The 21013-nt window shown below is 63.1% G+C and carries 22 protein-coding genes; 6 read left to right on the top strand and 16 right to left on the bottom strand.

The window, feature by feature from the left end; genetic code table 11:
* Positions 1 to 53: 53 nt before the first annotated feature.
* Positions 54 to 413, top strand: a complete 360-nt coding sequence (locus tag CFK21_RS10305) for a sirohydrochlorin chelatase (protein WP_096366575.1) — start codon at positions 54 to 56, stop codon at positions 411 to 413.
* 199 nt (positions 414 to 612) lie between these two features.
* Here the strand turns inward: CFK21_RS10305 and CFK21_RS10310 are convergent, their stop codons facing one another.
* Positions 613 to 1392, bottom strand: coding sequence for a DUF4197 domain-containing protein (locus CFK21_RS10310; protein ID WP_096366576.1), 780 nt, complete (start codon positions 1390 to 1392; stop codon positions 613 to 615).
* 148 nt (positions 1393 to 1540) lie between these two features.
* Between CFK21_RS10310 and CFK21_RS10315 the strand changes: the two genes are divergently transcribed.
* The 5 genes from CFK21_RS10315 (at position 1541) to CFK21_RS10335 (ending at position 8785) form a co-directional block, all read left to right on the top strand.
* Positions 1541 to 2035 carry a YcgN family cysteine cluster protein gene (locus CFK21_RS10315; protein ID WP_096366577.1) on the top strand — a complete coding sequence of 165 codons (495 nt, stop codon included), beginning with the start codon at positions 1541 to 1543 and terminating at the stop codon, positions 2033 to 2035.
* Positions 2032 to 2784, top strand: a complete 753-nt coding sequence (gene cmoA / locus CFK21_RS10320; RefSeq protein WP_096366578.1) for a carboxy-S-adenosyl-L-methionine synthase CmoA — start codon at positions 2032 to 2034, stop codon at positions 2782 to 2784. The genes CFK21_RS10315 and cmoA overlap by 4 nt, the downstream gene beginning before the upstream one ends.
* A 356-nt stretch (positions 2785 to 3140) precedes the next feature.
* Entirely contained in the window at positions 3141 to 4142 is a 1002-nt protein-coding gene (gene cmoB / locus CFK21_RS10325) for a tRNA 5-methoxyuridine(34)/uridine 5-oxyacetic acid(34) synthase CmoB (protein WP_096366579.1), read from the top strand.
* Positions 4143 to 4425: 283 nt separating this feature from the next.
* On the top strand, positions 4426 to 7908 hold the full coding sequence (gene mfd / locus CFK21_RS10330; protein ID WP_096366580.1) for a transcription-repair coupling factor: 3483 nt from the start codon (positions 4426 to 4428) through the stop codon (positions 7906 to 7908).
* Between the two features lie 133 nt (positions 7909 to 8041).
* On the top strand, positions 8042 to 8785 hold the full coding sequence (locus tag CFK21_RS10335) for a CsiV family protein (protein ID WP_096366581.1): 744 nt from the start codon (positions 8042 to 8044) through the stop codon (positions 8783 to 8785).
* Positions 8786 to 9009: 224 nt separating this feature from the next.
* Here the strand turns inward: CFK21_RS10335 and CFK21_RS10340 are convergent, their stop codons facing one another.
* From CFK21_RS10340 to nikB, 15 genes are all read right to left on the bottom strand, one after another.
* A complete protein-coding gene (locus CFK21_RS10340) occupies positions 9010 to 9354 on the bottom strand; it encodes a type II toxin-antitoxin system YafO family toxin (RefSeq protein WP_231971499.1) in 345 nt (114 codons plus the stop codon).
* Between the two features lie 50 nt (positions 9355 to 9404).
* On the bottom strand, positions 9405 to 9704 hold the full coding sequence (gene yafN / locus CFK21_RS10345; protein WP_096367583.1) for a type I toxin-antitoxin system antitoxin YafN: 300 nt from the start codon (positions 9702 to 9704) through the stop codon (positions 9405 to 9407).
* Between the two features lie 236 nt (positions 9705 to 9940).
* Complete coding sequence (locus CFK21_RS15255; RefSeq protein WP_157745607.1) at positions 9941 to 10384, bottom strand: VPLPA-CTERM sorting domain-containing protein; 444 nt, start codon at positions 10382 to 10384, stop codon at positions 9941 to 9943.
* A 430-nt stretch (positions 10385 to 10814) separates the two neighbouring features.
* Positions 10815 to 11090: a GIY-YIG nuclease family protein gene (locus CFK21_RS10350; protein WP_096366583.1), complete on the bottom strand. Its 276-nt coding sequence runs from the start codon at positions 11088 to 11090 to the stop codon at positions 10815 to 10817.
* A 194-nt stretch (positions 11091 to 11284) separates the two neighbouring features.
* Positions 11285 to 11533, bottom strand: a complete 249-nt coding sequence (locus CFK21_RS10355; protein ID WP_096366584.1) for a BrnA antitoxin family protein — start codon at positions 11531 to 11533, stop codon at positions 11285 to 11287.
* The gene (locus CFK21_RS10360; protein WP_096366585.1) at positions 11526 to 11810 is read right to left on the bottom strand and encodes a BrnT family toxin; all 285 of its coding nucleotides are present in this window, start codon (positions 11808 to 11810) and stop codon (positions 11526 to 11528) included. The genes CFK21_RS10355 and CFK21_RS10360 overlap by 8 nt, the downstream gene beginning before the upstream one ends.
* 102 nt (positions 11811 to 11912) lie before the next feature.
* On the bottom strand, positions 11913 to 13481 hold the full coding sequence (locus CFK21_RS10365) for a bifunctional GNAT family N-acetyltransferase/carbon-nitrogen hydrolase family protein (protein ID WP_096366586.1): 1569 nt from the start codon (positions 13479 to 13481) through the stop codon (positions 11913 to 11915).
* 9 nt (positions 13482 to 13490) lie between these two features.
* Positions 13491 to 13955 (bottom strand): peroxiredoxin, encoded by a 465-nt coding sequence (locus CFK21_RS10370; RefSeq protein ID WP_096366587.1) that lies wholly within the window; start codon positions 13953 to 13955, stop codon positions 13491 to 13493.
* Between the two features lie 231 nt (positions 13956 to 14186).
* On the bottom strand, positions 14187 to 14933 hold the full coding sequence (locus CFK21_RS10375) for an S-methyl-5'-thioinosine phosphorylase (protein WP_096366588.1): 747 nt from the start codon (positions 14931 to 14933) through the stop codon (positions 14187 to 14189).
* Between the two features lie 21 nt (positions 14934 to 14954).
* Entirely contained in the window at positions 14955 to 15509 is a 555-nt protein-coding gene (locus CFK21_RS10380) for a hypoxanthine-guanine phosphoribosyltransferase (RefSeq protein WP_096366589.1), read from the bottom strand.
* A gap of 130 nt (positions 15510 to 15639) precedes the next feature.
* Entirely contained in the window at positions 15640 to 16584 is a 945-nt protein-coding gene (gene rssA / locus CFK21_RS10385) for a patatin-like phospholipase RssA (protein ID WP_096366590.1), read from the bottom strand.
* Complete coding sequence (locus CFK21_RS10390; protein WP_172844292.1) at positions 16581 to 17735, bottom strand: mechanosensitive ion channel family protein; 1155 nt, start codon at positions 17733 to 17735, stop codon at positions 16581 to 16583. Before CFK21_RS10390 ends, rssA begins: the two co-directional genes overlap by 4 nt.
* Before the next feature lie 137 nt (positions 17736 to 17872).
* Positions 17873 to 18922: a beta-N-acetylhexosaminidase gene (gene nagZ / locus CFK21_RS10395; protein WP_096366591.1), complete on the bottom strand. Its 1050-nt coding sequence runs from the start codon at positions 18920 to 18922 to the stop codon at positions 17873 to 17875.
* A gap of 151 nt (positions 18923 to 19073) precedes the next feature.
* The gene (locus CFK21_RS10400) at positions 19074 to 19862 is read right to left on the bottom strand and encodes an ABC transporter permease (RefSeq protein ID WP_096367585.1); all 789 of its coding nucleotides are present in this window, start codon (positions 19860 to 19862) and stop codon (positions 19074 to 19076) included.
* Positions 19863 to 19864: 2 nt separating this feature from the next.
* The gene (gene nikB, locus CFK21_RS10405; RefSeq protein ID WP_096366592.1) at positions 19865 to 20791 is read right to left on the bottom strand and encodes a nickel ABC transporter permease; all 927 of its coding nucleotides are present in this window, start codon (positions 20789 to 20791) and stop codon (positions 19865 to 19867) included.
* Between the last annotated feature and the right edge of the window lie 222 nt (positions 20792 to 21013).

The raw sequence follows: 21013 nt of genomic DNA on the forward strand, positions 1-21013 counted from the left end.
CCGTCCCGGCTTCAGGTATCTTGCAACTCAGGAAACCATCGGAAAACGAGCCTATGAAAGCCCTGCTGATCGTGGCCCACGGCAGCCGCCGCACCGCCTCCAACGACGAAGTCCGGGAACTGACCGCGCGCATCCGCGAGCTGGCCGGCGCGCGCTTCGCTCAGGTCGACTGCGCCTTCCTGGAACTGGCCGAACCCTCGATCCCGGACGGGATCGAGTGCTGTGTGCAGAACGGCGCCGACGAGGTGGTGGTGCTGCCCTATTTCCTGTCCGCCGGCCGCCATGTCATCAGCGACATCCCCGGCGAGGTGGAAGGCAAGCAGCAGCAGTATCCGGACGTGAACATCCACATCGTCCCCTACCTGGGCTCGGCCGAGAGCATCCCCGAGTTGATGCTGCAGCTGGCGTCCTGAGCGTTCAGGCCTGGTGCTGTAAACGCCAAGAACGCAAAGGCGCCATCATCCTCCGCAACAGAGCCGTCATCCCGGCGAAGGCCGGGATCCAGTGACCACGGCGGTATCTGGATCCCCGCCTTCGCGGGGATGACGGTAGAGGTTAGGGCAACCGGAATTTATGCAATGATCGGATTAATACCGTCCAGACACGAGTAACCTACCGGTCGAAATAGCCGAACACGTCCTTGAGAATCTCCGTGGTCCGCGCCACCGGCTGTTCGCGGATGCGCTTCTCCTCTTCCGCCAGCTTCAGGAACAGGCCGTCCAGCGTCCGGTTGGTGACATAGGCATCCAGATCGAGGGTGTCCTCGGCCACGAAGGATTCCAGGAAGCCGGCGCGGGAGACGAACTGCTTGTAGCGCGAGGTCACCCCGACCCGGTCCATGTTCTCGCTCACGATCGGGCGGATCACCTCGGCCAGCTGCGCCGATGAATGCTGCTGGAAATAACGGGTGGCGGCATCGTCCCCGCCCTGGACGATACCGCGCGCGTCGCTGACCGACATGCCCTTGATGGTGTCGATCAGGATGTCCGTCGTCTGCGGGACGGCCTGTTCGGCGGCACGGTTCATCGACTCGATGAAGGCATCCGCGTAGCGGTCCTGCCCCAGCCGGCGCAGCAGCGACTCGGCCGTCTGCAGTTCCTGCGGCAGCGGAATCCGCACCGCCCGGTCCTGCAGGAAACCGCCCTGCCGGCCGAGCGTGTCCACGGCCCGTCGGACCCCGACCTGCAGCGCATCCAGCACGGCCTGAGTCATGGCCCCGGCATCCGGCGCCCCGGCGGCGGATTCCACCGCCGTTTCCGTCCCCGCATCCTGTCCGCCGCCGCCCAGCACGCCCTTGAGCATGTCCTGCCAGCCGGCCTGCGCCGGGGCAAGCGTCAGCCCCAGCACCGCGGCCAGCAGGCCGGCACGGCGGGGCATCGAATTGACACTCATGGCTTCCCTCCCGATCTGTCTGCAGTCATGACCGCAAGCCTAGCCCAGATCTCACCGCCGGGACAGCGCCGGCAACCGACCTCGCCTTGTCCGGGGCAGGCGCGGTATAATCCCGCCAGCCTCCTTCCGACGCCGCTGTTTCCTGCTCATGACCGATACCCCCTTCTGGCACCGCAAATCCCTCGACGAAATGACCCGCGCAGAATGGGAATCCCTCTGCGACGGCTGCGGCCTGTGCTGCCTGATCAAGTTCGAGGACATCGACACCGGCGAGTTGATCTACTCCAACATCGTCTGCCGTCACTTCGACGACCAGACCTCGCTGTGCCAGTGTTATGCAACGCGCTCGCAGAAGGTGCCGGACTGCTGGACCCTCACCCCGGAGAACATCCACGAACTGACCTGGCTGCCCGAGACCTGCGCCTACCGCCTGCTGCGCGACGGCGAAGACCTGGCCTGGTGGCACCCGCTGGTCTCGGGCGACCCGAATAGCGTGCATGAGGCCGGCATCGGCATCCGTCACAACTGCGTCAGTGAAGAGCATGTGCATGTCGACGACTGGCAGACCTTCTTCGATGAGATGACCGCCGAGGAAGAGGAAGACACCCCGGATCAGCCGGACGCCTCGCACGGCCGCGCATGAGCGAGGAGCGGGACAGCCTGTTCGCCGGCGAGCAGACCATGATCGTCGATTTCGCCTTCGACGCGCGTGTGGCTGCTGTCTTCCCCGACATGATCCGCCGCTCAGTGCCGGGCTACAGCGAGATCGTCAGCCTGACCGGGCTGTTCGGGCAGCGTTACGCCACGCCCGGTTCCAACATCTATGACCTCGGCTGCTCCCTGGGCGCCACCACCCTGTCCCTGCGCCGGCAGATCCCGCATGCCGACTGCCGCATCATCAGCGTGGACAACGCCGAGGCCATGGCCGGGCAGTGCCGCGCCCACGTCGAGGCCGATCCCGGCACGGTACCGGTGGAGGTGCGCTGCGCCGACATCCGCGAGGTGGCGATCGAGAACGCCTCGCTGGTGGTACTGAACTTCACCCTCCAGTTCCTGCCGCCGGACGAGCGCCTGCCGCTGCTGGAGCGCATTCACGCCGGGCTGCGCGACAATGGGGTGCTGGTGGTGTCGGAGAAGCTCGACTTCGCCAATGATCTCAGCCAGGCCTTCCATACCGACCTGCACCTGGCCTTCAAGCGCGCCAACGGCTACTCGGAGCTGGAGATCAGCCGCAAGCGCAGCGCGCTGGAACGGGTGCTGGTGCCGGACACCCTGGAACAGCACCGCGAGCGGCTGCAGTGGGCGGGCTTTCGCTGGATCGAGCCCTGGTACCAGTGCTTCAATTTCGCCTCGCTGGTGGCCTTCAAGCAGCGACCGGATCTGGCTGAATGAATCGATGGCCACGGAACACACGGAAAGCACGGACGTGCCACATAAGACATTCGCAGGTCGGGTTAGCCCAAAGGGCGTAACCCGACGCTGTGGGCTGTCACATCAATCACATTTAGTCTATCTGCCTCCTGTCGGGTTACCCTACGCTAACCCGACCTACAAATCTGATTGCCTTCAAACAGCGGCCGGATCCGGGTGAATGAATGGTGACGATTAACACACCAACGATGAATTCAGCAGAACCAGGCCAAACCTGATCCATCTCCGTTAAATAAATCCGTCATCCCGGCGCAGGCCGGGATGACGGATGTGGCTTGATCAGCGTTTCCAGAGTCATTTCGTATATTTCCGTGACGATGAACCAAGCATCCTTCAAGCTCGATCTTGCAGAATTGACCGCCGCCCTGCAGGACACCCCGCTGGCGGGCTGGGCCGAAGCGCTGCCGCAGACACTCGCCCCGCGCCTGGCGCCGGACAGCCACGGCGACCTGCCGGCCTGGCAGGCAGCCATCGCCGCCCTGCCCGACATCCGCGCCCGGCAGGTCGATCTGAACGCCCCCACCATCCGCATCGGCGCGGCGGACGAGATCGACGCCGCCACCCGGGAACGCATCGAGACCGCCTTGCGGCAACTGCACCCCTGGCGCAAGGGTCCGTTCGACATCTTCGGTCTCCACCTCGACACCGAATGGCGCTCGGACTGGAAATGGGACCGCATCGCGCCGCATCTCGCCCCGCTGGCCGGACGCCGGGTACTGGACGTGGGCAGCGGCAACGGCTACTTCGCCCTGCGCATGGCCGGCGCCGGCGCGGCGCTGGTGGTGGCCATCGATCCCATGCGGCTGTTCCTGATGCAGTTCGAGGCCCTGCGCCGGTTTTACGATACGGGCCGGGCCTTTGTGCTGCCGCTCGGCATCGAGGACTTCCCCGAGCGCAGCGAGACCTTCGACACCGTCTTCTCCATGGGCGTGCTCTATCACCGCCGTTCGCCGCTGGATCATCTAATCCAGCTGCGCGAAGCCCTGCGCCCCGGCGGCGAACTGGTGCTGGAGACCCTGGTCATCCCCGGCGGCGCCGGCCGGGTGCTGGTTCCGGACGGGCGCTATGCGCGCATGCGCAATGTGTGGTTCATCCCCACGGTGGCGGAACTGGAACGCTGGCTGGCCCGCTGCGGCCTGCGCGACATCCGCTGCGTCGACGAGGGCCCGACCACTGTCGAGGAACAGCGCAGCACCGACTGGATGCGCTTCGAGTCCCTGGCCCAGAGCCTGGACCCGGCCGACCCGACCCGCACCGTCGAGGGCCACCCCGCGTCGCGGCGGGCGGTGCTGCTCGCGCGGCGGCCCGGAGCAGCTTAAGAGCGCCACGGAATACACGGAAGGCACGGAAATATTAAAGAATCAAGAAAACTCTGATTTTTGTCCTTCCCGTCATTCCCGCGAAGGCGGGAATCCATTGACCGCGATGGCTTCTGGATTCCCGCCTTCGCGGGAATGACGGACAATTAGTCAAGTGGAGCCTCTATGAAATTTTTTATTCGTATTTTTCCGTGCTTTCCGTGTATTCCGTGGCGCTCTTGATCTTGATCTTGATCTTCACAACCATGACCCGCGCCCGCGTTTATGGGACAATTCCCCCCGCATGAACCGGAACACCGCCCCGGCGCCGGCGCCGGACAAGCCGTTCGACCCCCGCCATCCGCCCCTGCCGGAGGCTGGCGCGTGCCTGCGCTGGGGCCGGCTGTTCGGCGACAGCCTGGCGCTGGCGCTGGCCGCCGCGGCGCGCGACTACGCCGGCCCGGTGGTCCTGGTCACCCCCGACATGCCGCAGCTGGAGCAACTGCAGGGCCAACTCGGCTGGTTCAGCGGCGGCGACCTGGAACGGCTCAGTTTCCCCGACTGGGAGACCCTGCCCTACGACGCCTTCTCGCCGCACCAGGACATCATCTCCCAGCGTATCGAGACCCTGTACCGGCTGCCGGATTTCCATCAGGGCGTGCTGATCCTGCCGGTCTCCACCCTGATGCAGCGGGTCGCACCGCTGAGCTACATCCAGGGCCGCGGCCTGTCGGTGAAGGTCGGCGAGCGGCTGGACGTGGAGGCCATGCGGGCGCGCTTCGAGCAGGCCGGCTATACCTGTGTCGCCCAGGTCATGGAACACGGCGAGTTCGCGGTGCGCGGCTCGCTGCTGGACATCTACCCCATGGGCAGCGAACTGCCCTACCGTCTGGATCTGTTCGACGACGAGGTCGAGAGCATCCGCACCTTCGATCCCGACAGCCAGCGTTCGATCGAAAAGGTCGAGGCCATCCATCTGCTGCCGGCGCGCGAGTTCCCCTTCGATCCCGATGCCGTCAGCCGTTTCCGCCAGGCCTGGCGGGCCCGGTTCGAGGGCGATCCGCAGCGCAGCGCCGTCTACCGCGACGTCAGCCAGGGCATCAGCCCCAACGGCATCGAGTACTATCTGCCGCTGTTCTTCGAGCAGACCGCCAGCCTGCTGGACTACCTGCCCGCCGACTGCCTGTTCCTGCAGCTGCCCGGCTGCGACGCCGCCGCGCAGGACTTCTGGCAGCAACTCGAGGCCCGGCACGACCAGTACCGGCACGACCTCGAACGCCCGGTGCTGGCGCCGGATCAACTCTACCTGGGACTGGATGAACTGGAGCGGCACCTGGCCGCCAGCCGCCGGGTGGAGATTCTGCGCTTCGACGAAGGTGCCGCGGAAATCGTCAATTTCGCCACCTGCGGCCTGCCCGATGTCTCGCTCAAGCCGCGCGCGACGCAGCCGGCCGAACAACTCATGCAGTTCCTCGATCAGCACCCGGGCCGGGTGCTGATCACCGCCGAGTCCGCCGGCCGCCGCGAGCATCTGCTCGACAGCCTGCGCGACAACGGTCTGCGCCCGACGCCCGTGGAAGGCTGGCAGGCCTTCCTGGACAGTGACGCGCGATTGGCCATCGCCGTGGCGCCGCTGGAGCAGGGCCTGCGGCTGGAGGACGGCACGCTGGCCCTGCTCACCGAGACCCAGCTGCTGGGCCGGCGCGCCAGCCAGATCAGCCGGCGCAAACCGGCGCGCGACCCCGAGGCCATCATCCGCGATCTCACCGATCTCGCCGTCGGCGCGCCGGTGGTGCACGAGGAGCTGGGCGTGGGCCGCTATCTCGGCCTGCAGAAGCTCACCGCCGGCGGCCTGGAGAACGAGTTCCTCACCCTGGAGTACGCCGGTGGCGACAAGCTGTATGTGCCGGTCAACTCGCTGCACCTGATCAGCCGCTACACCGGCAGTTCGCCCGAGACCGCGCCGCTGCACAAGCTGGGCACCGATCACTGGGCCAAAGCCAAACGCAAGGCCGCCGAGAAGGCGCGCGACGTGGCCGCCGAACTGCTCGACATCTATGCCCGCCGTGCCGCCCGCCAGGGCCACAGCTTCGACATCCACAGCGACGAGTACCGCCAGTTCGCCGCCGCCTTCCCGTTCGAGGAGACCCCGGACCAGGAGCAGGCCATCGAAGCGGTGCTGGCCGACATGGCCGCCCCGCAGCCGATGGACCGGGTGGTGTGCGGCGACGTCGGCTTCGGCAAGACCGAGGTCGCCATGCGCGCGGCCTTCGTCGCCGCCACCAGCGGCCAGCAGGTCGCCCTGCTGGTGCCCACCACCCTGCTCGCGCAGCAGCACTACGAGAACTTCCGCGACCGTATGGCCGACTGGCCCATCCGCATCGAGGCGTTGTCGCGCTTCCGCTCCGGCAAGCAGCAGGAGACGATCCTGCAGCAACTCAGTGACGGCAAGGTCGACATCGTCATCGGCACCCACAAGCTGCTGCAGGAGAATGTGAAGTTCAAGCAGCTCGGGCTGGTCATCGTGGACGAGGAGCACCGCTTCGGCGTGCGCCAGAAGGAACGCCTCAAGGCCCTGCGCGCCGAGGTGGACATGCTCACGCTGACCGCCACGCCGATCCCGCGTACGCTGAACATGTCCCTGTCGGGACTGCGCGACCTGTCCATCATCGCCACCCCGCCGGCCCAGCGCCTGGCGGTGAAGACCTTCGTCGGCGAGTGGAACGACCAGACCATTCGCGAGGCCTGCCTGCGCGAGATCAAACGCGGCGGCCAGGTCTATTTTCTGCACAACCAGGTGGAGACCATCGACAAGGTCGCCCGCGAACTGGCCGAACTGGTGCCCGAGGCCGGCATCGCCATCGGCCACGGCCAGATGCGCGAGCGCGAACTGGAACAGGTGATGCTGGACTTCTACCACCGGCGCTTCAACCTGCTGGTATGCACCACCATCATCGAGAGCGGCATCGACGTCCCCACCGCCAACACCATCATCATCAACCGCGCCGACAAGCTGGGCCTGGCCCAGCTGCACCAGCTGCGCGGCCGCGTCGGCCGCTCGCACCACCGCGCCTATGCCTACCTGGTCACGCCGCCGGCGCGCGCCATGACCGCCGACGCGGTCAAGCGCCTGGAGGCCATCGCCTCACTGGAGGAACTGGGCGCGGGCTTCTCGCTCTCCACCCACGACCTGGAGATCCGCGGCGCCGGCGAACTGCTGGGCGACGAGCAGAGCGGCCAGATCCAGGAGATCGGTTTCAGCCTCTACACCGAGTTGCTGGAACGCGCCGTGGCAAGCCTCAAGGCCGGCAAGGAACCGCAGCTGGAACGGCCGCTGGAACATGGCGCCGAGATCGACCTGCGCATCCCCGCCCTGATCCCGGACGACTATGTACCGGACGTGCACGGCCGCCTGATCCTGTACAAGCGCATCGCCAACTGCCGTAGCGAGGACGAACTGCGCGAACTGCAGGTGGAGCTGATCGACCGCTTCGGGCTGCTGCCGCCGCAGGTGAAGAACCTGTTCGCCATCACCCGGCTCAAGCTCAGGGCGCTGCCGCTGGGCATCCGCAAGATCGACGCCGGCGAGACCGCCGGCCGCTTCGAATTCACCGAACAGCCGCAGGTCGATGCCGCCCGCATCGTGCAGCTGGTGCAGACCGCACCGGCGAACTACCGTCTGGACGGGGTGGAGAAGCTGCGCTTCACCCTGGACATGCCGGACGCCGAGACCCGGCTGGAGACCGTGGCCCGGCTGCTGAACGAGATCAGCCCCGAGGCCGCCTGAAAAAGGCCAACTGAATCCTGATAGTCCCGTCATTGCGAGCGAAGCGCGGCAATCTCGTAACACACCTGAAAACAGTTGAGGATTGCCGCGGCGCTCCGCGCCTCGCAATGACGATTAAACCAGAGGCTTATTTATGTTACTGCGTCGCCTGTTCCTGGCCACCCTTGCCCTGCTGATGAGCGCCGCTGTGCCGGCCGCTGACCAGTACGACGTGGAAATCATCGTCTACGCCAGCCTGGACCCGGACACCGGCGAGGAATACTGGCCGGCGCTGCAATCCGGCCCCGACCTCGCCTCGGCCTGGTACTTCGACCACACCCCGGCACTGCAGCCGCTGCCGCGCAAGGCCTACCGGCTCGATGCCATCACCGGCGCCCTGGCGCGTTCCAGACAGTATCGTCCCCTGCTCCACTTCGCCTGGCGCCAGCCGGGCTGGGAGCGTAATGCCGCCCTGCCCGTGCGCATCAACATCCCCCTCGGCAGCGCCCTGCCGGTGTACCCGGAAAGCCACCCTCTGCGCGCACCCGGCACCGTCACAGCGCCTTCCGGCCTGGCATCCGAATCCGCCTTCAGGGGAGAAATGCAGCTGCTGGAAGGCACCCTCATGGTCTACCGCTCACGCTACCTGCACCTGGTAGCGGACCTGGTCTATCAGGAACGCCTGGGTCCGTCAGCGGACAGCAGTCCGTACGGTGAGGACGGCGGCATCGTCTACCAACCCATCCGCCTGCAGCAGTCACGCCGCATGCGCAGCAACGAACTGCACTACCTGGACCATCCGCGGTTGGGGGTGATCGCACGGATCACGCCGGTTGAGGCAACAGAAGCATCAGAAGACAAAACCGAAGAAACTCCGGACTCCTCCCCTACAGAGTAATGTCCGCAGCCGACCAGGAGCGGATATTCTGCCAAAAAAAACGGCTCCCGAGGGTCTAGGCGTTACACAAAGGTGTTGCTCGTCTAAGCGGTTTTTGATTTAATCCCCCTATAATCTAAATGGGTTATAGGGGCTTTCTTTTGGGGAAGAAATCTTCCGGCGTGCGCGAATTTCGGGCCCCATCTTTGGGAAACCCACCCGATTGAAGAGGTGTCGCAGGAGATTTAGAATTCCGCGCGAAATTTCGCAGCCATAGTAGCGAGATTACGCATGATGGTGTTATCGCGCGCCTGGTGATGCGCGTCCGGCCTCAGGATCGCCATCAATAAAAAACAATTAAGGTCAAAGAATCCCTGACAGTAGACCAAGTGATGATCGCTGGTGCGATTGTACTGCGGTTGTTGCTTGGTCCATTGTCGAGTTTCTTCCGCCAGATGCAAATGCATAATTTGCTCGCTGCGAACGGAAGGCAGAGTGTGCGGATGATCGTATGGGATATCCCGACCAAAATAACTCGCAGGGATACCCGTTTCCTTGTACTGCTTGAAATCAGCTACAAGTTGATTCAATTCAGACTGACTGAGTTGCCTCTGAAGCAGCCGACTCTTGAAAACCCGCATCACTCAGAGAAGGAGCCTAAATCTTCTTCACTGGCTTGTTCCAGTAGTTTTTCCCCTTGTTCCGCGATTTCTCTCAACCGCGCAGCAGTTGGCCGGAAACGCCCCTCGAATGAATCGAATTGCTGACTTTGCTGTAAGACACTCAGCAGTGTTTCATAGACCTCGGCGCCGAGAATATAACCTGCCGTGCGATTGTTGGATAACACGGCAATTGCATGATCAGTGAAGTACGCCTGAGGTCTTTTGCGAAACTCGGTGATTGACACCGTCTCATCAGCAAGAATCTTTTGTACGCTCATTGCCTCTCTCGCATACAGAATAGAATACGTAGATGTGTACATAGTATAGTACATTTCTAAGTATATAACGTCAAGACTCCTACTAAGTTTTAACGAATAGTTCGATTGATTTAATAATCAATAAGTTATAACTATGTAAACGGAGATTTCCGGGAATCTAGATTGCATTGCGAGCAACACCTTTGTGTAACGCCTAGCCCGAGGGAGCCGCTTTTAAGAATACTACTGCTAAATACTTATGCAGCTTTCTTGCGCCTAGCCACACCAAAAAACCCAAGCAAACCTGAGAAAAATAGCCAGACTGTTGCTGGAAGCGGTATTGATGAAACCGACAAGCCAGCTCCCCCGTCAATAGGAGACGGTATAGTACGAACTCCTCCTATGTTTCCTGTTATTAAAAAACTAGAAAACGAACCTCTTTTCCATTCAAACCACTTCGGGTATGCAAAAGATTCATAATCTGTTAATTCATATTTAACTTCATCGCCATAATCCCCAAAATCAATATTAGAAGTATTATACAATTCCAAAGCGCCATCAGATAATGCTATATCGTAACTAATATCTGAAGACGCATCATAGGCAATACCGCCAATTCCACTAAAGCTTAAACCCGTAGCTTCATTATTCCAACCTATAACAAAATTATAGGCATCGGAAACAGTTGCATGGATATCCATGTATGAACCATCAATATAGATGTATGTGGCTTCTATACGTATCGCACTTGCTGACGCAATTAGTGGAAAACAAAATACTACACAGCAGCACGCAAAAACTCTCGGATAAAAAAAACCCATCATAAATCCTCATGTCGACCCCCTGTTATTAAAGGGTTTACAGGGGTGCATCTTCATATTCTCAGCAAGTCACATACCAGAAAACCATATCAATATTTTGTCACACAGTAAAAGCAGTAAAAGGGGTCGATGACAAATGAGAACGATTGCGGTTTGTCACCGACCCCTTTAATCACTTTAATCACCGACCCCTTTAATCCCCCTTTAATCCCGACAGACAGCCAACCCGCCGAGTGATGGTCCGTTACCGACCAGAAGCGGTCTCTGATTACCCGTCATTGCGAGGAGCGAAGCGACGTGGCAATCTCCTTCAGCCACAAATTTCCTCGAAAAGATCCCGCCATACCGGGTTTCCATCCTCTATCAACGCAACCTTCGCTTTTCTCGGCCTGCCCTTCAGCTGCTTCTCTCTTTCAATGGCCAGGTCCATTGTTTCAAAAAGCTCAAACCAGATCAGTCGCGTTACATTGTATTTTGCAGTAAATCCTCTGACTGTCTTGCTTCTATGTTGCCAGATCCGTTTTGGAAGATTGCTGGTGACACCAATATATAATGTGCCATGCGGCCGGTTGCACAGGATATACACAGCGGGCTTTTTTCCATTTCGTCATCCTTAACGATGATGATTTAGCTGTATCTTTGGGAGATTGCCACGTCGCTTTGCTCCTCGCAATGACGTGGTATCTTCAAAGTCCGCTAAGTGCCGACAGCGGAACTTCTGATACTCAGATTCAGCGAAAGGCAGGACTGTGAGCGAAGGTTATGGCAATATGGTTTTGATTACACAGCGCGCTTCAATTCTTCCCGTATTATTTTACGCAAGATGCTTTCAAGTTCCTTATCGTGCGCCTGTATATATTCCCTCAAGGCATTGTTAATCAGCGTCTGATAATTTCCACCACCACTTGCATGCACCCGGTTCTTGAAATGTTCGACAATATCCGTATCGAGCCGTATTGTGATCCGAACCTTGTTTGGATCGGATTTGACGACCGGTCCGCGCTTCGCTTTGGAAAAATCTTCAGCCATGGTGATCGAGACCTTGATAGTACTGTCTGATTTCACGTCTGGTTGCACGCCGGGCAGATATGATGCGTATGCGATTATTCCCACGCTCGGCATGCACCACATATAGGACTTTCAGGTACGGCCCCATTCCCAGGGTCTTGAACCTCAGTTCGCCGCTATCCCGATCCTCAATCGTCAGCGCATTCTCATCTTCGAGCGCAACCACTGCATCGGCGAAATCGACGCCATGCTTGCTGAGGTTATGGGCAGCCTTCCGTGGATCCCACTCATAGTCCATGATTTAATCGTATGCACAAATAGTGTACATATCAAGCCGGATTATCCGCTTATATATCAGTGAGATAAGGATTATTGAGTTTGTGATACGCCAATTCCACCCCTACTTCCCCAGCCACTGCAGCCGGTACAGGTCGTGCCGGCGGTCGCGCAAATTCTTCACCGTGCCGTTGTTGCGGGCCATGGTCAGGGTCTCGGGGCGCAGGTCGGCGATCGCGACGGTCTCGACATTCGGGGTGGTGTCGGCGGCGATGCCGTCGCGGGCGAAGGGGAAGTCGCAGGGGGTGAGGATGCAGCTCTGGGCATACTGGATGTCCATATTGGCGACATTGGGCAGGTTGCCGACATTGCCGGACATGACGACATATAGCTGGTTCTCCACCGCGCGGGCCTGGCAGCAGTAGCGCACCCGCAGGTAGCTCTGGCGCTCGTCGGTGCAGAAGGGGACGAACAGGATGCGGATGCCCTGGTCGGTGAGGTAACGCGCCAGTTCGGGGAACTCGGCGTCGTAGCAGATCAGCACGCCGATGGGGCCGCAGTCGGTGTCGATGGCGTGCAGGGTGCTGCCGCCCTCGATGTTCCACCAGTAGACCTCGTTGGGGGTGGGATGGATCTTGGGCTGCTCGTGCACGGTGCCGTCGCGCAGGAACACGTAGGAGATGTTCTCCACCCGGCCGGATTCGACCCGGGTGGGGTGCGAGCCGCCGATGATGTTGATGTTGTAGCGCAGCGCCATGTCGCGCAGGGCCTCGATCAGGCGCGGGGTGTACTTGGTCAGGGCCTCGATGGACTCGGCCGGTGAGAGCTGCTGGTCCTCGATGGACAGCAGCTGCAGGGTGAACATCTCGGGGAAGACCACGAAGTCGCCGGAGTAGTCGGCCACCACATCGACGAAATAGGCCACCATCTTCAGGAATTCGTCGAAGGACAGCACCCGGCGCTGCATGTACTGCACCGTGCCCACGCGGATGCTGTCGGGCAGGCGGCCGCCGTAGTCCTTGCTGGTTTTGACCTCCTCGTTGGTGGCCACCTTGGGGTTCTGCCAGCGCAGGTGGATGCCGTAGCCCATGGACTGGTGGTCGGCGGTCAGATAGCCCGGAATGATGTCGATGACCTCGAAGCCGTTGCGCAGCTGGAACGACAGCACCGGGTCGCGTGCCTGGCGCTCCCGGATCGCCTCGACATAGGCCTCGACTGAGCCGAATTTTTTCAGGCGTTTGGCCAGGGTGGGCAGCCGCCCGGCGAAGACGATGCCCTTCAGGCCCAGCCGCTGGCACAGCTGCTTGCGCGCGTTGTACAGGCGCTGGCCGAGTCGGTAGCCGCGGTAGTCGGGATCGACGCAGACCTCCATGCCGTAGAGCCAGTCGCCGTCCGGGTCGTGGCGTGAGGCGTGGCCGTTGCCGGTGATCTCGCCCCAGGTGTGACGCTTGAGCCCGACCGCCTCCTTCACCCGGAAGGTCGCGCAGTAACCCACCACCTTGTCATCGACCAGGATGACGAACTGGCCCTCGGGGAAATGGTTGATCTGGCCGCGCACCGCGCCCTCGGCATAGCCGTGCAGGCCGGTGCCGGTGTAGACGCGCTCGGACAGCTCGGCGATGGCCGGCACGTCGCCGAGCCGGGCGTTGCGCACCACCAGCTTGCTGGCGGGATCGGAAAGCTCGCGGGTCATGGACGTGGCCTACAGTGCCTTGATCTTCTCCAGCACCTCCTGCGCATGGCCTTCGGCGGATACGCCGTACAGGGCGTGGCGCACGGTACCGGCCTGGTCGACGATGAAGGTCGAGCGCACGATGCCCATCTTCTTCTCGCCGCCCTTGGCCTTTTCCTGCCAGACGCCGTACTGCTCGCACACGCTGGCATCGGGATCGGACAGCAGCTTCACGGTCAGGCCGTATTTGTCGCGGAAGGCGGCATGGCTGCCGCAGTCGTCGCGGCTGATGCCGAGCACCACCGTGTCGGCGGCGTCGAACTGCTCCTGCAGGGCGGTGAAGTCCTGCGCCTCGACGGTGCAGCCGGGGGTGTCGTCCTTGGGGTAGAAATAGATCACGACATTCTTCTCGCCCTTGAATCCGGACAGCTGGACCTGTTCGCCGTCGGTCTCCTCCAGACTGAAGTCGGGGGCGGTGTCGCCGGGGTTGAGCATGAATAACCTCCTTGCAGTCGACGTAGGCCGGGTTAGCCCGACAGGGCGTAACCCGACAGAATATCGCGATCATGTCGGGTTACGCTGCGCTAACCCGACCTATATGCTTTAAGACGTCGTCATTCCCGCATCCAGCACGTAGGTTGGGTTAGGTGCGCAGCACCGTAACCCAACATGCCGCGGACTGTCGGGTTACGCTACGCTAACCCGACCTACATGATAGACAATCCACTACAGCGCGGGAATCACCGCCTCCAGCAGGCCGCGCACCTTGGTCATGGCGTTCTTCAGATGCACCTCGATCTCCTCCATGGTGATGTGGCCGTCGCCTTCGCCGCGGCCGGCGGCCCAGTTGGCCACGACGGCACAGGAGGCATAGCACATGCCCTTCTCCGCCGCCAGGGCGGCCTCGGGCATGCCGGTCATGCCGACCATGTCGCAGCCGTCGCGCTCCAGCCGGTCGATCTCGGCGGCGGTCTCCAGGCGCGGGCCCTGGGTGGCGCCGTAGGTGCCGCGCTCGATGGCGGTGATGCCCTCGCGGCGCGTGGTCTCGATCAGCTTGCGGCGCAGCTCGATGCAGTAGGGATAGGTGAAGTCGATATGCGTGACGGCGCTGTCATCGTCGTCGAAGAAGGTGTTCTCCCGGCCCCAGGTGTAGTCGATGATCTGATCCGGGAAGGCCAGGGTCGCCGGCGCCATGCCGCGGGTGATGCCGCCCACGGCGGCCACGGCGATGATGTCCTGGATGCCGATGTGATGCAGCGCCCAGATGTTGGCGCGGTAATTGACCTTGTGCGGCGGGATGGTGTGGCCCGAGCCGTGACGCGGCAGGAACACCACCTGGGTGCCGCTGATGCGGCCGTGGGTGAGCGGCCCGGACGGCTCGCCGTAGGGCGTCTGCAGCACCTCGCGCCGCTCGATCTCCAGGTTCTTGAGCTTGTCCAGTCCGCTGCCGCCGATGATTGCCAGTTTTGCCATGAAGTGAGGTTCCTTGTTGCCTTATTCATCCACGGCGTAGATCGCCGGCAGATTGCGGTGATAACCGTGATAGTCCATGCCGCAGCCGAAGACATAGCGGTCCTCGACCTGCAGCCCGGTGAAATCCGCCTCGACCCCGTCCACGCAGCGGTCATGGCGCTTGCGCACCAGCACCGCGCTGTAGACCGTCGCGGCCCCTTCCTGCAGGCAGAAGTCCTTGATCGCCTCCAGGGTGAGGCCCTCGTCCAGGATGTCGTCCAGGATCAGCACGGTGCGGCCCTTGAGCGGGAAGTTGGGGCGGTTGATCCAGTACAGTTCCCCGCCCTTGGTGCGGCCGCGGTAGCGGGTGGCGTGGACATAATCCAGCTGCAGGGGGAAGTGCAGCCGCGGCAGCAACTGCCCGGCCAGCACGATGGCGCCGGTCATGACGCTGATCACCAGGGGGTTGGCATCCTGCATGCGTTCGGTGATGGCGGTGGCCATGCTGTCCAGGCTGTCCTGCACGACCTCGGCGCTGTGCACGCATTCGGCGCGTTCCAGCACCTGGCGGGCTTCGGTGGGGGTGATATCGGTCATTGGTCAGCTTTTGATTCTGGGGCTTCGGGTTGTATCCCGGGTAGGATGGGTGGAGGCGCCGGGCGCCGCAACCCATCGGATATCGAACGACGATGGGTTGCGCTTCGCTTCACCCATCCTACGGTTTTTATCATTCCAGGAGCCGCTTGATCTGGTCGCCGGCCCGTCTGGCGACCTTGTAGCCTTCCTCGATGGCCTCGGTCGCACGGTGGAACTCCAGCAACCGGATCTGGGACAGCCGCGGGGTCAGCAGCACGTCAGGCGGATCCCCGGCCATGCGCGCGCGGGTGATGCGCACCTGCATAATGTAAACACTTTGTGCCAGTACGTCGACCAGCGACGGCGGCGCACTCGCCTCGCGCTGGAAATAGCTTTTCCACTGCTCCATGGGCGCATGAAACAGGGTCTGGAACATGCCCTGCCAGTCGCCCTTGCGTAACATCTTGCCCCAGGCCTTCTGCGCCGACTCGTCCTCTTCGGCGGGCAGCGAGCGGGGTGGCTTGCCGGTACGCCGGCCGAGGATATCGGAGTTCAGATCCACCGCGATGATGCGCTCGGCGCCCAGCGCCCGGCACAGCGACACCGGCACCGGGTTGACCAGGCCGCCATCGACCAGCCAGCGGCCGTCCCGTTCCACCGGCGTGAACAGGCCCGGCAGCGCGATGGAGGCGCGCATGGCGTCCATCAGCGATCCGGATTGCAGCCATACCTCCTGGCCGTTGGACAGTTCCGTGGCCACGGCCGCGAACGGGCGATCCAGTTTATCGATCTCGGCGTCCTGCAACCGCTCGCGGAAGAAGTCCATCAGCTTGGTGCCCTGGAGCAGGCCGCCGGTGAAGGTCACGTCCAGGTAGCGGATGATGTCCTGCCATTCCAGCTGCTCCAGCCACTCGCGCAGGGTATCGAGCTGGCCGGCGGCCTCGGCACCGCCGACGATGGAACCGATGGAGGTGCCGCAGATCACATCCACATCGATGCCTTCGTCCTTCAGGTACTGGATGACACCGATATGCGCCCAGCCGCGCGCCGCGCCGCCGCCCAGGGCCAGGCCGATGCGCGGGCGGCGCCGGCTCACTGACCGCCCGCCGGGGCCGGGGCCGCATCTTCGTCGGGCGCATCCCCTTCATCATCACGTCCCAGCAGCAGCCGCTCCGGCACATGCAGGGTACGGGTCGGGTAGGCGATCTCGGCGCCGTGGCTGGCGATGATATCGGCGATCTTCAACAGGATCTCGTGTTTGATGCGGTGGAACTCGGTCCAGACCGTGGTATGGGTGAAGGTGTAGACCATGAAGTCGATGGACGAGGCATTGAAGGCGTTGAAGTAGACCATCAGGGTCTGGGAGTCATCAATCTCTTCATGCGTCTGCAGCATCTCCCGCACCTCGTCGGTGATGGCATGCATCTTGTCCATGTCGTCATAGCGGATGCCGATGGTCTCGAAGATGCGGCGGTGACTCATGCGCCGCGGGTTCTCCACGATGATGCTGGTGAAGACCGAGTTGGGCACGTACAGCGGCCGCTTGTCGAAGGTGCGGATGGTGGTGATGCGCCAGCCGATGTCCTCCACGACGCCCTCGATCTCGCGGTCCGGCGAGCGGATCCAGTCGCCGACATTGAAGGGGCGGTCCAGGTAGACCAGCATGGCACCGAAGAAATTGGCCAGCATGTCCTTGGCAGCGAAGCCCACCGCGATGCCGCCGATACCGCCGAAGGCCAGCACGCCGGAGATGCTGAACCCCAGCGTCTGCAGCACCACCAGAAAGGCGGTGATGATGACGGTGGCGCGCAGCAGCTTGCCGATGGCATCCAGGGTGGTGCGGTCGTAGGGCTTGTCGTCGCTCGCGTGCTGCTGCAGCACATTCTTCTGGACGTTGTTGATCAGGCGCAGCAGGAACCAGGCCATGACCGCGATCACGCCGACGTCGCGTATCGGGTCCACGGCGGTGAAGATGGGGGTATCCGTCTTGGCGTGGATGATCTCGGCGGCGAAGGCGATGCCGATGATCCAGATCAGCACCCGCACCGGCTTGCGCGCCGACTCGGCCAGCGCATCGTCCCAGGTGTTGCGGGTCTTCTGAAACCGCGCATACAGACGGTCGAGCAGCTTGCCGGCGATATAGCTCAGCAGCAGCGAGACGAAGACGATGATGAATACCTGGTAGATCCAGGTGTTTTCGGTGCTCCAGGCATACAGCGGCCTGATGTGTTCGATGAAGTTTTCCATGCGGATTGTGTTGTCTCACGGCGTTTCAGACGACCCCGCCATTGCGTGGCGCAATGCGCTGCGGCGATCTCGGAACAAGGGATCTGTGCGGCCAGAGATTGCCACGCTTCGCTCGCAATGACGAGAAATTAATTACGTTATTCCAGATCCATATCCAACAGCGGCTCGCTGTCATAGCCCTGCACTGCGGCCACCGCCTCGCGCCAGCGCCGCTCGCGGCGCAGTTCCTCCGGTGTCAGCGCCCGGCGGCCGTGCAGCCGGATCAGCCGCGCCTGCGAGGCCGGGTTCTCGTAGCCCTCCAGCGCCTCGACCACGGCCCGCGCCTCCCGCGGGCGATTGCAGACCAGGATCATGTCGCAACCGGCATTCAGCGCACTGCGGGCCCGCGCCACCATGTCGCCGGCGCGCTCGGCGGCGGCCATGCCGAGATCATCGCTGAAGATCACCCCCTGAAAGCGCAACTGCCGGCGCAGGTAATCCTGCAGCCAGAAAGCCGAGAAGCCGGCCAGGTCGGCATCGATCCGGGGATACAGCACATGGGCAACCATGATCCCGGCCAGGCCCTGATGAATCAAGCGCTCGAAGGGCAGCAGATCCTCCAGTTCCAGATCGGCCAGTTCGCGCTCGTCCACCGGCAGGTCCAGATGGGAGTCGGCCTCCACCCCGCCGTGGCCCGGGTAGTGCTTGCCCACCGCCGCCATGCCCGCGCTCTGCATGCCCTTCTGGTAGGCGTGGGCCAGTTCCGCCACCGCCTCCGGTCGGCGGTGGAAGGCGCGGTCGCCGATCACCGAACTGCGGCGGCGGTCGATGTCCAGCACCGGCGCGAAGCTCAGGTCCACGCCCATGGCGCGCAGTTCGCTGGCCATCAGCCAGCCGGTGGTCTCGGCCAGCGCAAGGGCACGGGCGCGGTCCTCGTCATAGACCCGGCCCAGTTCAGCCACCGGCGGCAGCCGGGTGAAACCGTCGCGGAAGCGCTGCACCCGCCCGCCTTCCTGGTCCACGGCGATGAGCAGCCGCGGGTCACGCAGACCGTGCAGTTCGTCGATGAGTTCCTGCAGCTGGTCGGGCGAAGTGTAGTTGCGGCTGAACAGAATCACCCCGCCGACCTCGGGCCGGCACAGCAGTTCGCGCTCCGCGGCGGTGGGCCGCAGACCCTCGATGTCCAGCATGACCGGTCCCAGTGACATGGTGGTTGTTTCCTTAATTGTTCATAGCGGGGCGTAGGATGGGTGAAGCGAAGCGTAACCCATCGCGGTGCGGCAGGACATGATGGGTTACGGCGCTTTGCGCCTTCACCCATCCTACGCAATAGTTCCGTTTATGTCCGTGGTCATTATGTCAACGCAGCCGCACATCCATCCGATCGCGCAGCCGATCGCCCAGCAGGTTCACCGCCAGGACTACCAGCAGCATGGCCGTGCCGGGCACCAGCACCATGTGCGGTGCGACCAGCAGGTAGCGGGTGCCGTCGCGGATCATGCTGCCCCAGGAGGCCGCCGGCGGTTGCACCCCCAGCCCCAGGAACGACAGCCCGGCCTCGGCGATCACGATGGAGGCCACGCCGAAGGTCGCCTCCACGATCAGGGGCGCGCTCAGCAGCGGGATCAGGTGGCGCAGGATGATCCGGCGCCGGCGGCTGCCCAGGGCAATCGCTGCGCTGACGTGCTCGCGCTGCTTCAGTGACAACACCTGGGCCCGGGCCAGGCGGGCGAAACCCACCCAGCCGACCAGGCTGAGGGCGATGACCACATTGCCGATCCCCGGCCCCAGTATACCGGCAAGCGCGATGGCCAGCAGGATTCCCGGGAAGGCGAGAAAGATGTCGATCACATGGACGATCATCCGGTCCGTCCAGCCCCCCAGGTAGCCGCTGACGCTGCCGATCAGGGTACCGGTCACGGCCGACAGGCTCACCACCCACAGCGCCACCCAGAAGGAGGTGCGGGCACCGGCGATCACCCGGTCCAGCAGCGGGCGGCCCAGGTCGTCGTAGCCCAGGCCGCCGGCCTCCCAGGGCGGGGCCAGGATCAGTTCCAGCCGGATGCGGTCGGGCTCGAGCGCGCCCACCCCGGCCAGCAGCGCGGCCAGCGCCCACAGCAGCAGGATGAGCAAGGGAAGCCGGCGCATCATCAGTCCGCCCCCAGCCGGATGCGCGGATCGATCCCGGCGTAGAGCAGATCGGTCAGCATGTTGACCAGCACATAGCTCAAACTGATGAGCAGGACGCAGGCCTGCACCAGGGGATAGTCGCGGCCCTGGATGGCCTCGATGGTCAGCGAGCCCAGGCCGGGCCAGCCGAACACCACCTCGGTGATCACCGCGCCGGCCAGCAGGGTGCCCAGCTGCAGGCCCAGCACCGTGATCACCGGCAGCAGCGCATTGGGCAGGGCGTGGCGGGTCAGCACCTGGCGCGTGGACAGACCGCGGGCATAGGCGCTGCGGATGAAATCCTCGCCCAGCACCTCCAGCACGCTGCTGCGCACCATGCGCGACAGCACCGCCGCCAGCGACAGGCCCAGGGTCAGCGCCGGCAGGATCAGCGCGCCGGGCGCGTCGCGGCCGCTGACCGGCAGCCAGCCCAGCCCGACCGCGAACAGCAGGATCAGCAGCGGCCCCAGCCAGAAGTTGGGGATGGACACCCCCAGCAGCGAGAAGGCCATCGCGCCGCGGTCCCAGCCGCTGTTGCGGCGCACCGCCGCCAGCAGCCCCAGCGGCAGTGCCAGCACCAGGGTGAAGGCCAGTGCGGCCAGCGCCAGTTCCAGGGTGGCGGGAATGCGTTCGGCCAGCAGTTCGCCGATCGGCCGGCGCTGCTGCAGCGACTGCCCCAGATCCCCCCGGGCCAGGCCGCCCAGGTAGTCGCCCAGCTGCGCCGTCAGCGGCCGGTCCAGTCCCAGCTGGTGGCGCAGCGCCTCGCGGTCAGCCGCCGTGGCGGCCTCGCCCAGCATCACGTCCACCGGGTCGCCGGGGATGAGATGGATCAGCAGGAACACCAGCACCACCACGCCCAGCACCACGACGGCGGTGCTGAGCAGGCGACGGGTCAGTTCAGCGAGCATATGTCTTGCCTGACGATGATATGGCTTGGTTTCATTGCAGACCTGTAGCTCGGGTCAGCGCAGCGTAACCCGACACAACCGCGGTATTTTGTCGGGTTACGCCCCGCGGGCTAACCCGACCTACGCGTAGGATGGGTGGAGGCGCATAGCGCCGTAACCCATCGGGTCAGTCTCGTGACGATGGGTTGCGCTTGGCTCCACCCATCCTACTGGATTAGCGTT

This window comes from Thiohalobacter thiocyanaticus (genome assembly GCF_002356355.1).
GTDB classification, from domain to species: Bacteria; Pseudomonadota; Gammaproteobacteria; order Thiohalobacterales; family Thiohalobacteraceae; genus Thiohalobacter; species Thiohalobacter thiocyanaticus_A.

Coding starts and splice junctions, on each gene's coding strand:
- CFK21_RS10305 (WP_096366575.1), top strand. CDS start 54: ATGAAAGCCCTGCTGATCGTGGCCCACGGCAGCCGCCGCACCGCCTCC.
- CFK21_RS10310 (WP_096366576.1), bottom strand. CDS start 1,392: ATGAGTGTCAATTCGATGCCCCGCCGTGCCGGCCTGCTGGCCGCGGTG.
- CFK21_RS10315 (WP_096366577.1), top strand. CDS start 1,541: ATGACCGATACCCCCTTCTGGCACCGCAAATCCCTCGACGAAATGACC.
- cmoA (WP_096366578.1), top strand. CDS start 2,032: ATGAGCGAGGAGCGGGACAGCCTGTTCGCCGGCGAGCAGACCATGATC.
- cmoB (WP_096366579.1), top strand. CDS start 3,141: ATGAACCAAGCATCCTTCAAGCTCGATCTTGCAGAATTGACCGCCGCC.
- mfd (WP_096366580.1), top strand. CDS start 4,426: ATGAACCGGAACACCGCCCCGGCGCCGGCGCCGGACAAGCCGTTCGAC.
- CFK21_RS10335 (WP_096366581.1), top strand. CDS start 8,042: ATGTTACTGCGTCGCCTGTTCCTGGCCACCCTTGCCCTGCTGATGAGC.
- yafN (WP_096367583.1), bottom strand. CDS start 9,704: ATGAGCGTACAAAAGATTCTTGCTGATGAGACGGTGTCAATCACCGAG.
- CFK21_RS15255 (WP_157745607.1), bottom strand. CDS start 10,384: ATGGATATCCATGCAACTGTTTCCGATGCCTATAATTTTGTTATAGGT.
- CFK21_RS10355 (WP_096366584.1), bottom strand. CDS start 11,533: ATGGCTGAAGATTTTTCCAAAGCGAAGCGCGGACCGGTCGTCAAATCC.
- CFK21_RS10360 (WP_096366585.1), bottom strand. CDS start 11,810: ATGGACTATGAGTGGGATCCACGGAAGGCTGCCCATAACCTCAGCAAG.
- CFK21_RS10365 (WP_096366586.1), bottom strand. CDS start 13,481: ATGACCCGCGAGCTTTCCGATCCCGCCAGCAAGCTGGTGGTGCGCAAC.
- CFK21_RS10370 (WP_096366587.1), bottom strand. CDS start 13,955: ATGCTCAACCCCGGCGACACCGCCCCCGACTTCAGTCTGGAGGAGACC.
- CFK21_RS10375 (WP_096366588.1), bottom strand. CDS start 14,933: ATGGCAAAACTGGCAATCATCGGCGGCAGCGGACTGGACAAGCTCAAG.
- CFK21_RS10380 (WP_096366589.1), bottom strand. CDS start 15,509: ATGACCGATATCACCCCCACCGAAGCCCGCCAGGTGCTGGAACGCGCC.
- CFK21_RS10390 (WP_172844292.1), bottom strand. CDS start 17,735: ATGGAAAACTTCATCGAACACATCAGGCCGCTGTATGCCTGGAGCACC.
- nagZ (WP_096366591.1), bottom strand. CDS start 18,922: ATGTCACTGGGACCGGTCATGCTGGACATCGAGGGTCTGCGGCCCACC.
- CFK21_RS10400 (WP_096367585.1), bottom strand. CDS start 19,862: ATGCGCCGGCTTCCCTTGCTCATCCTGCTGCTGTGGGCGCTGGCCGCG.
- nikB (WP_096366592.1), bottom strand. CDS start 20,791: ATGCTCGCTGAACTGACCCGTCGCCTGCTCAGCACCGCCGTCGTGGTG.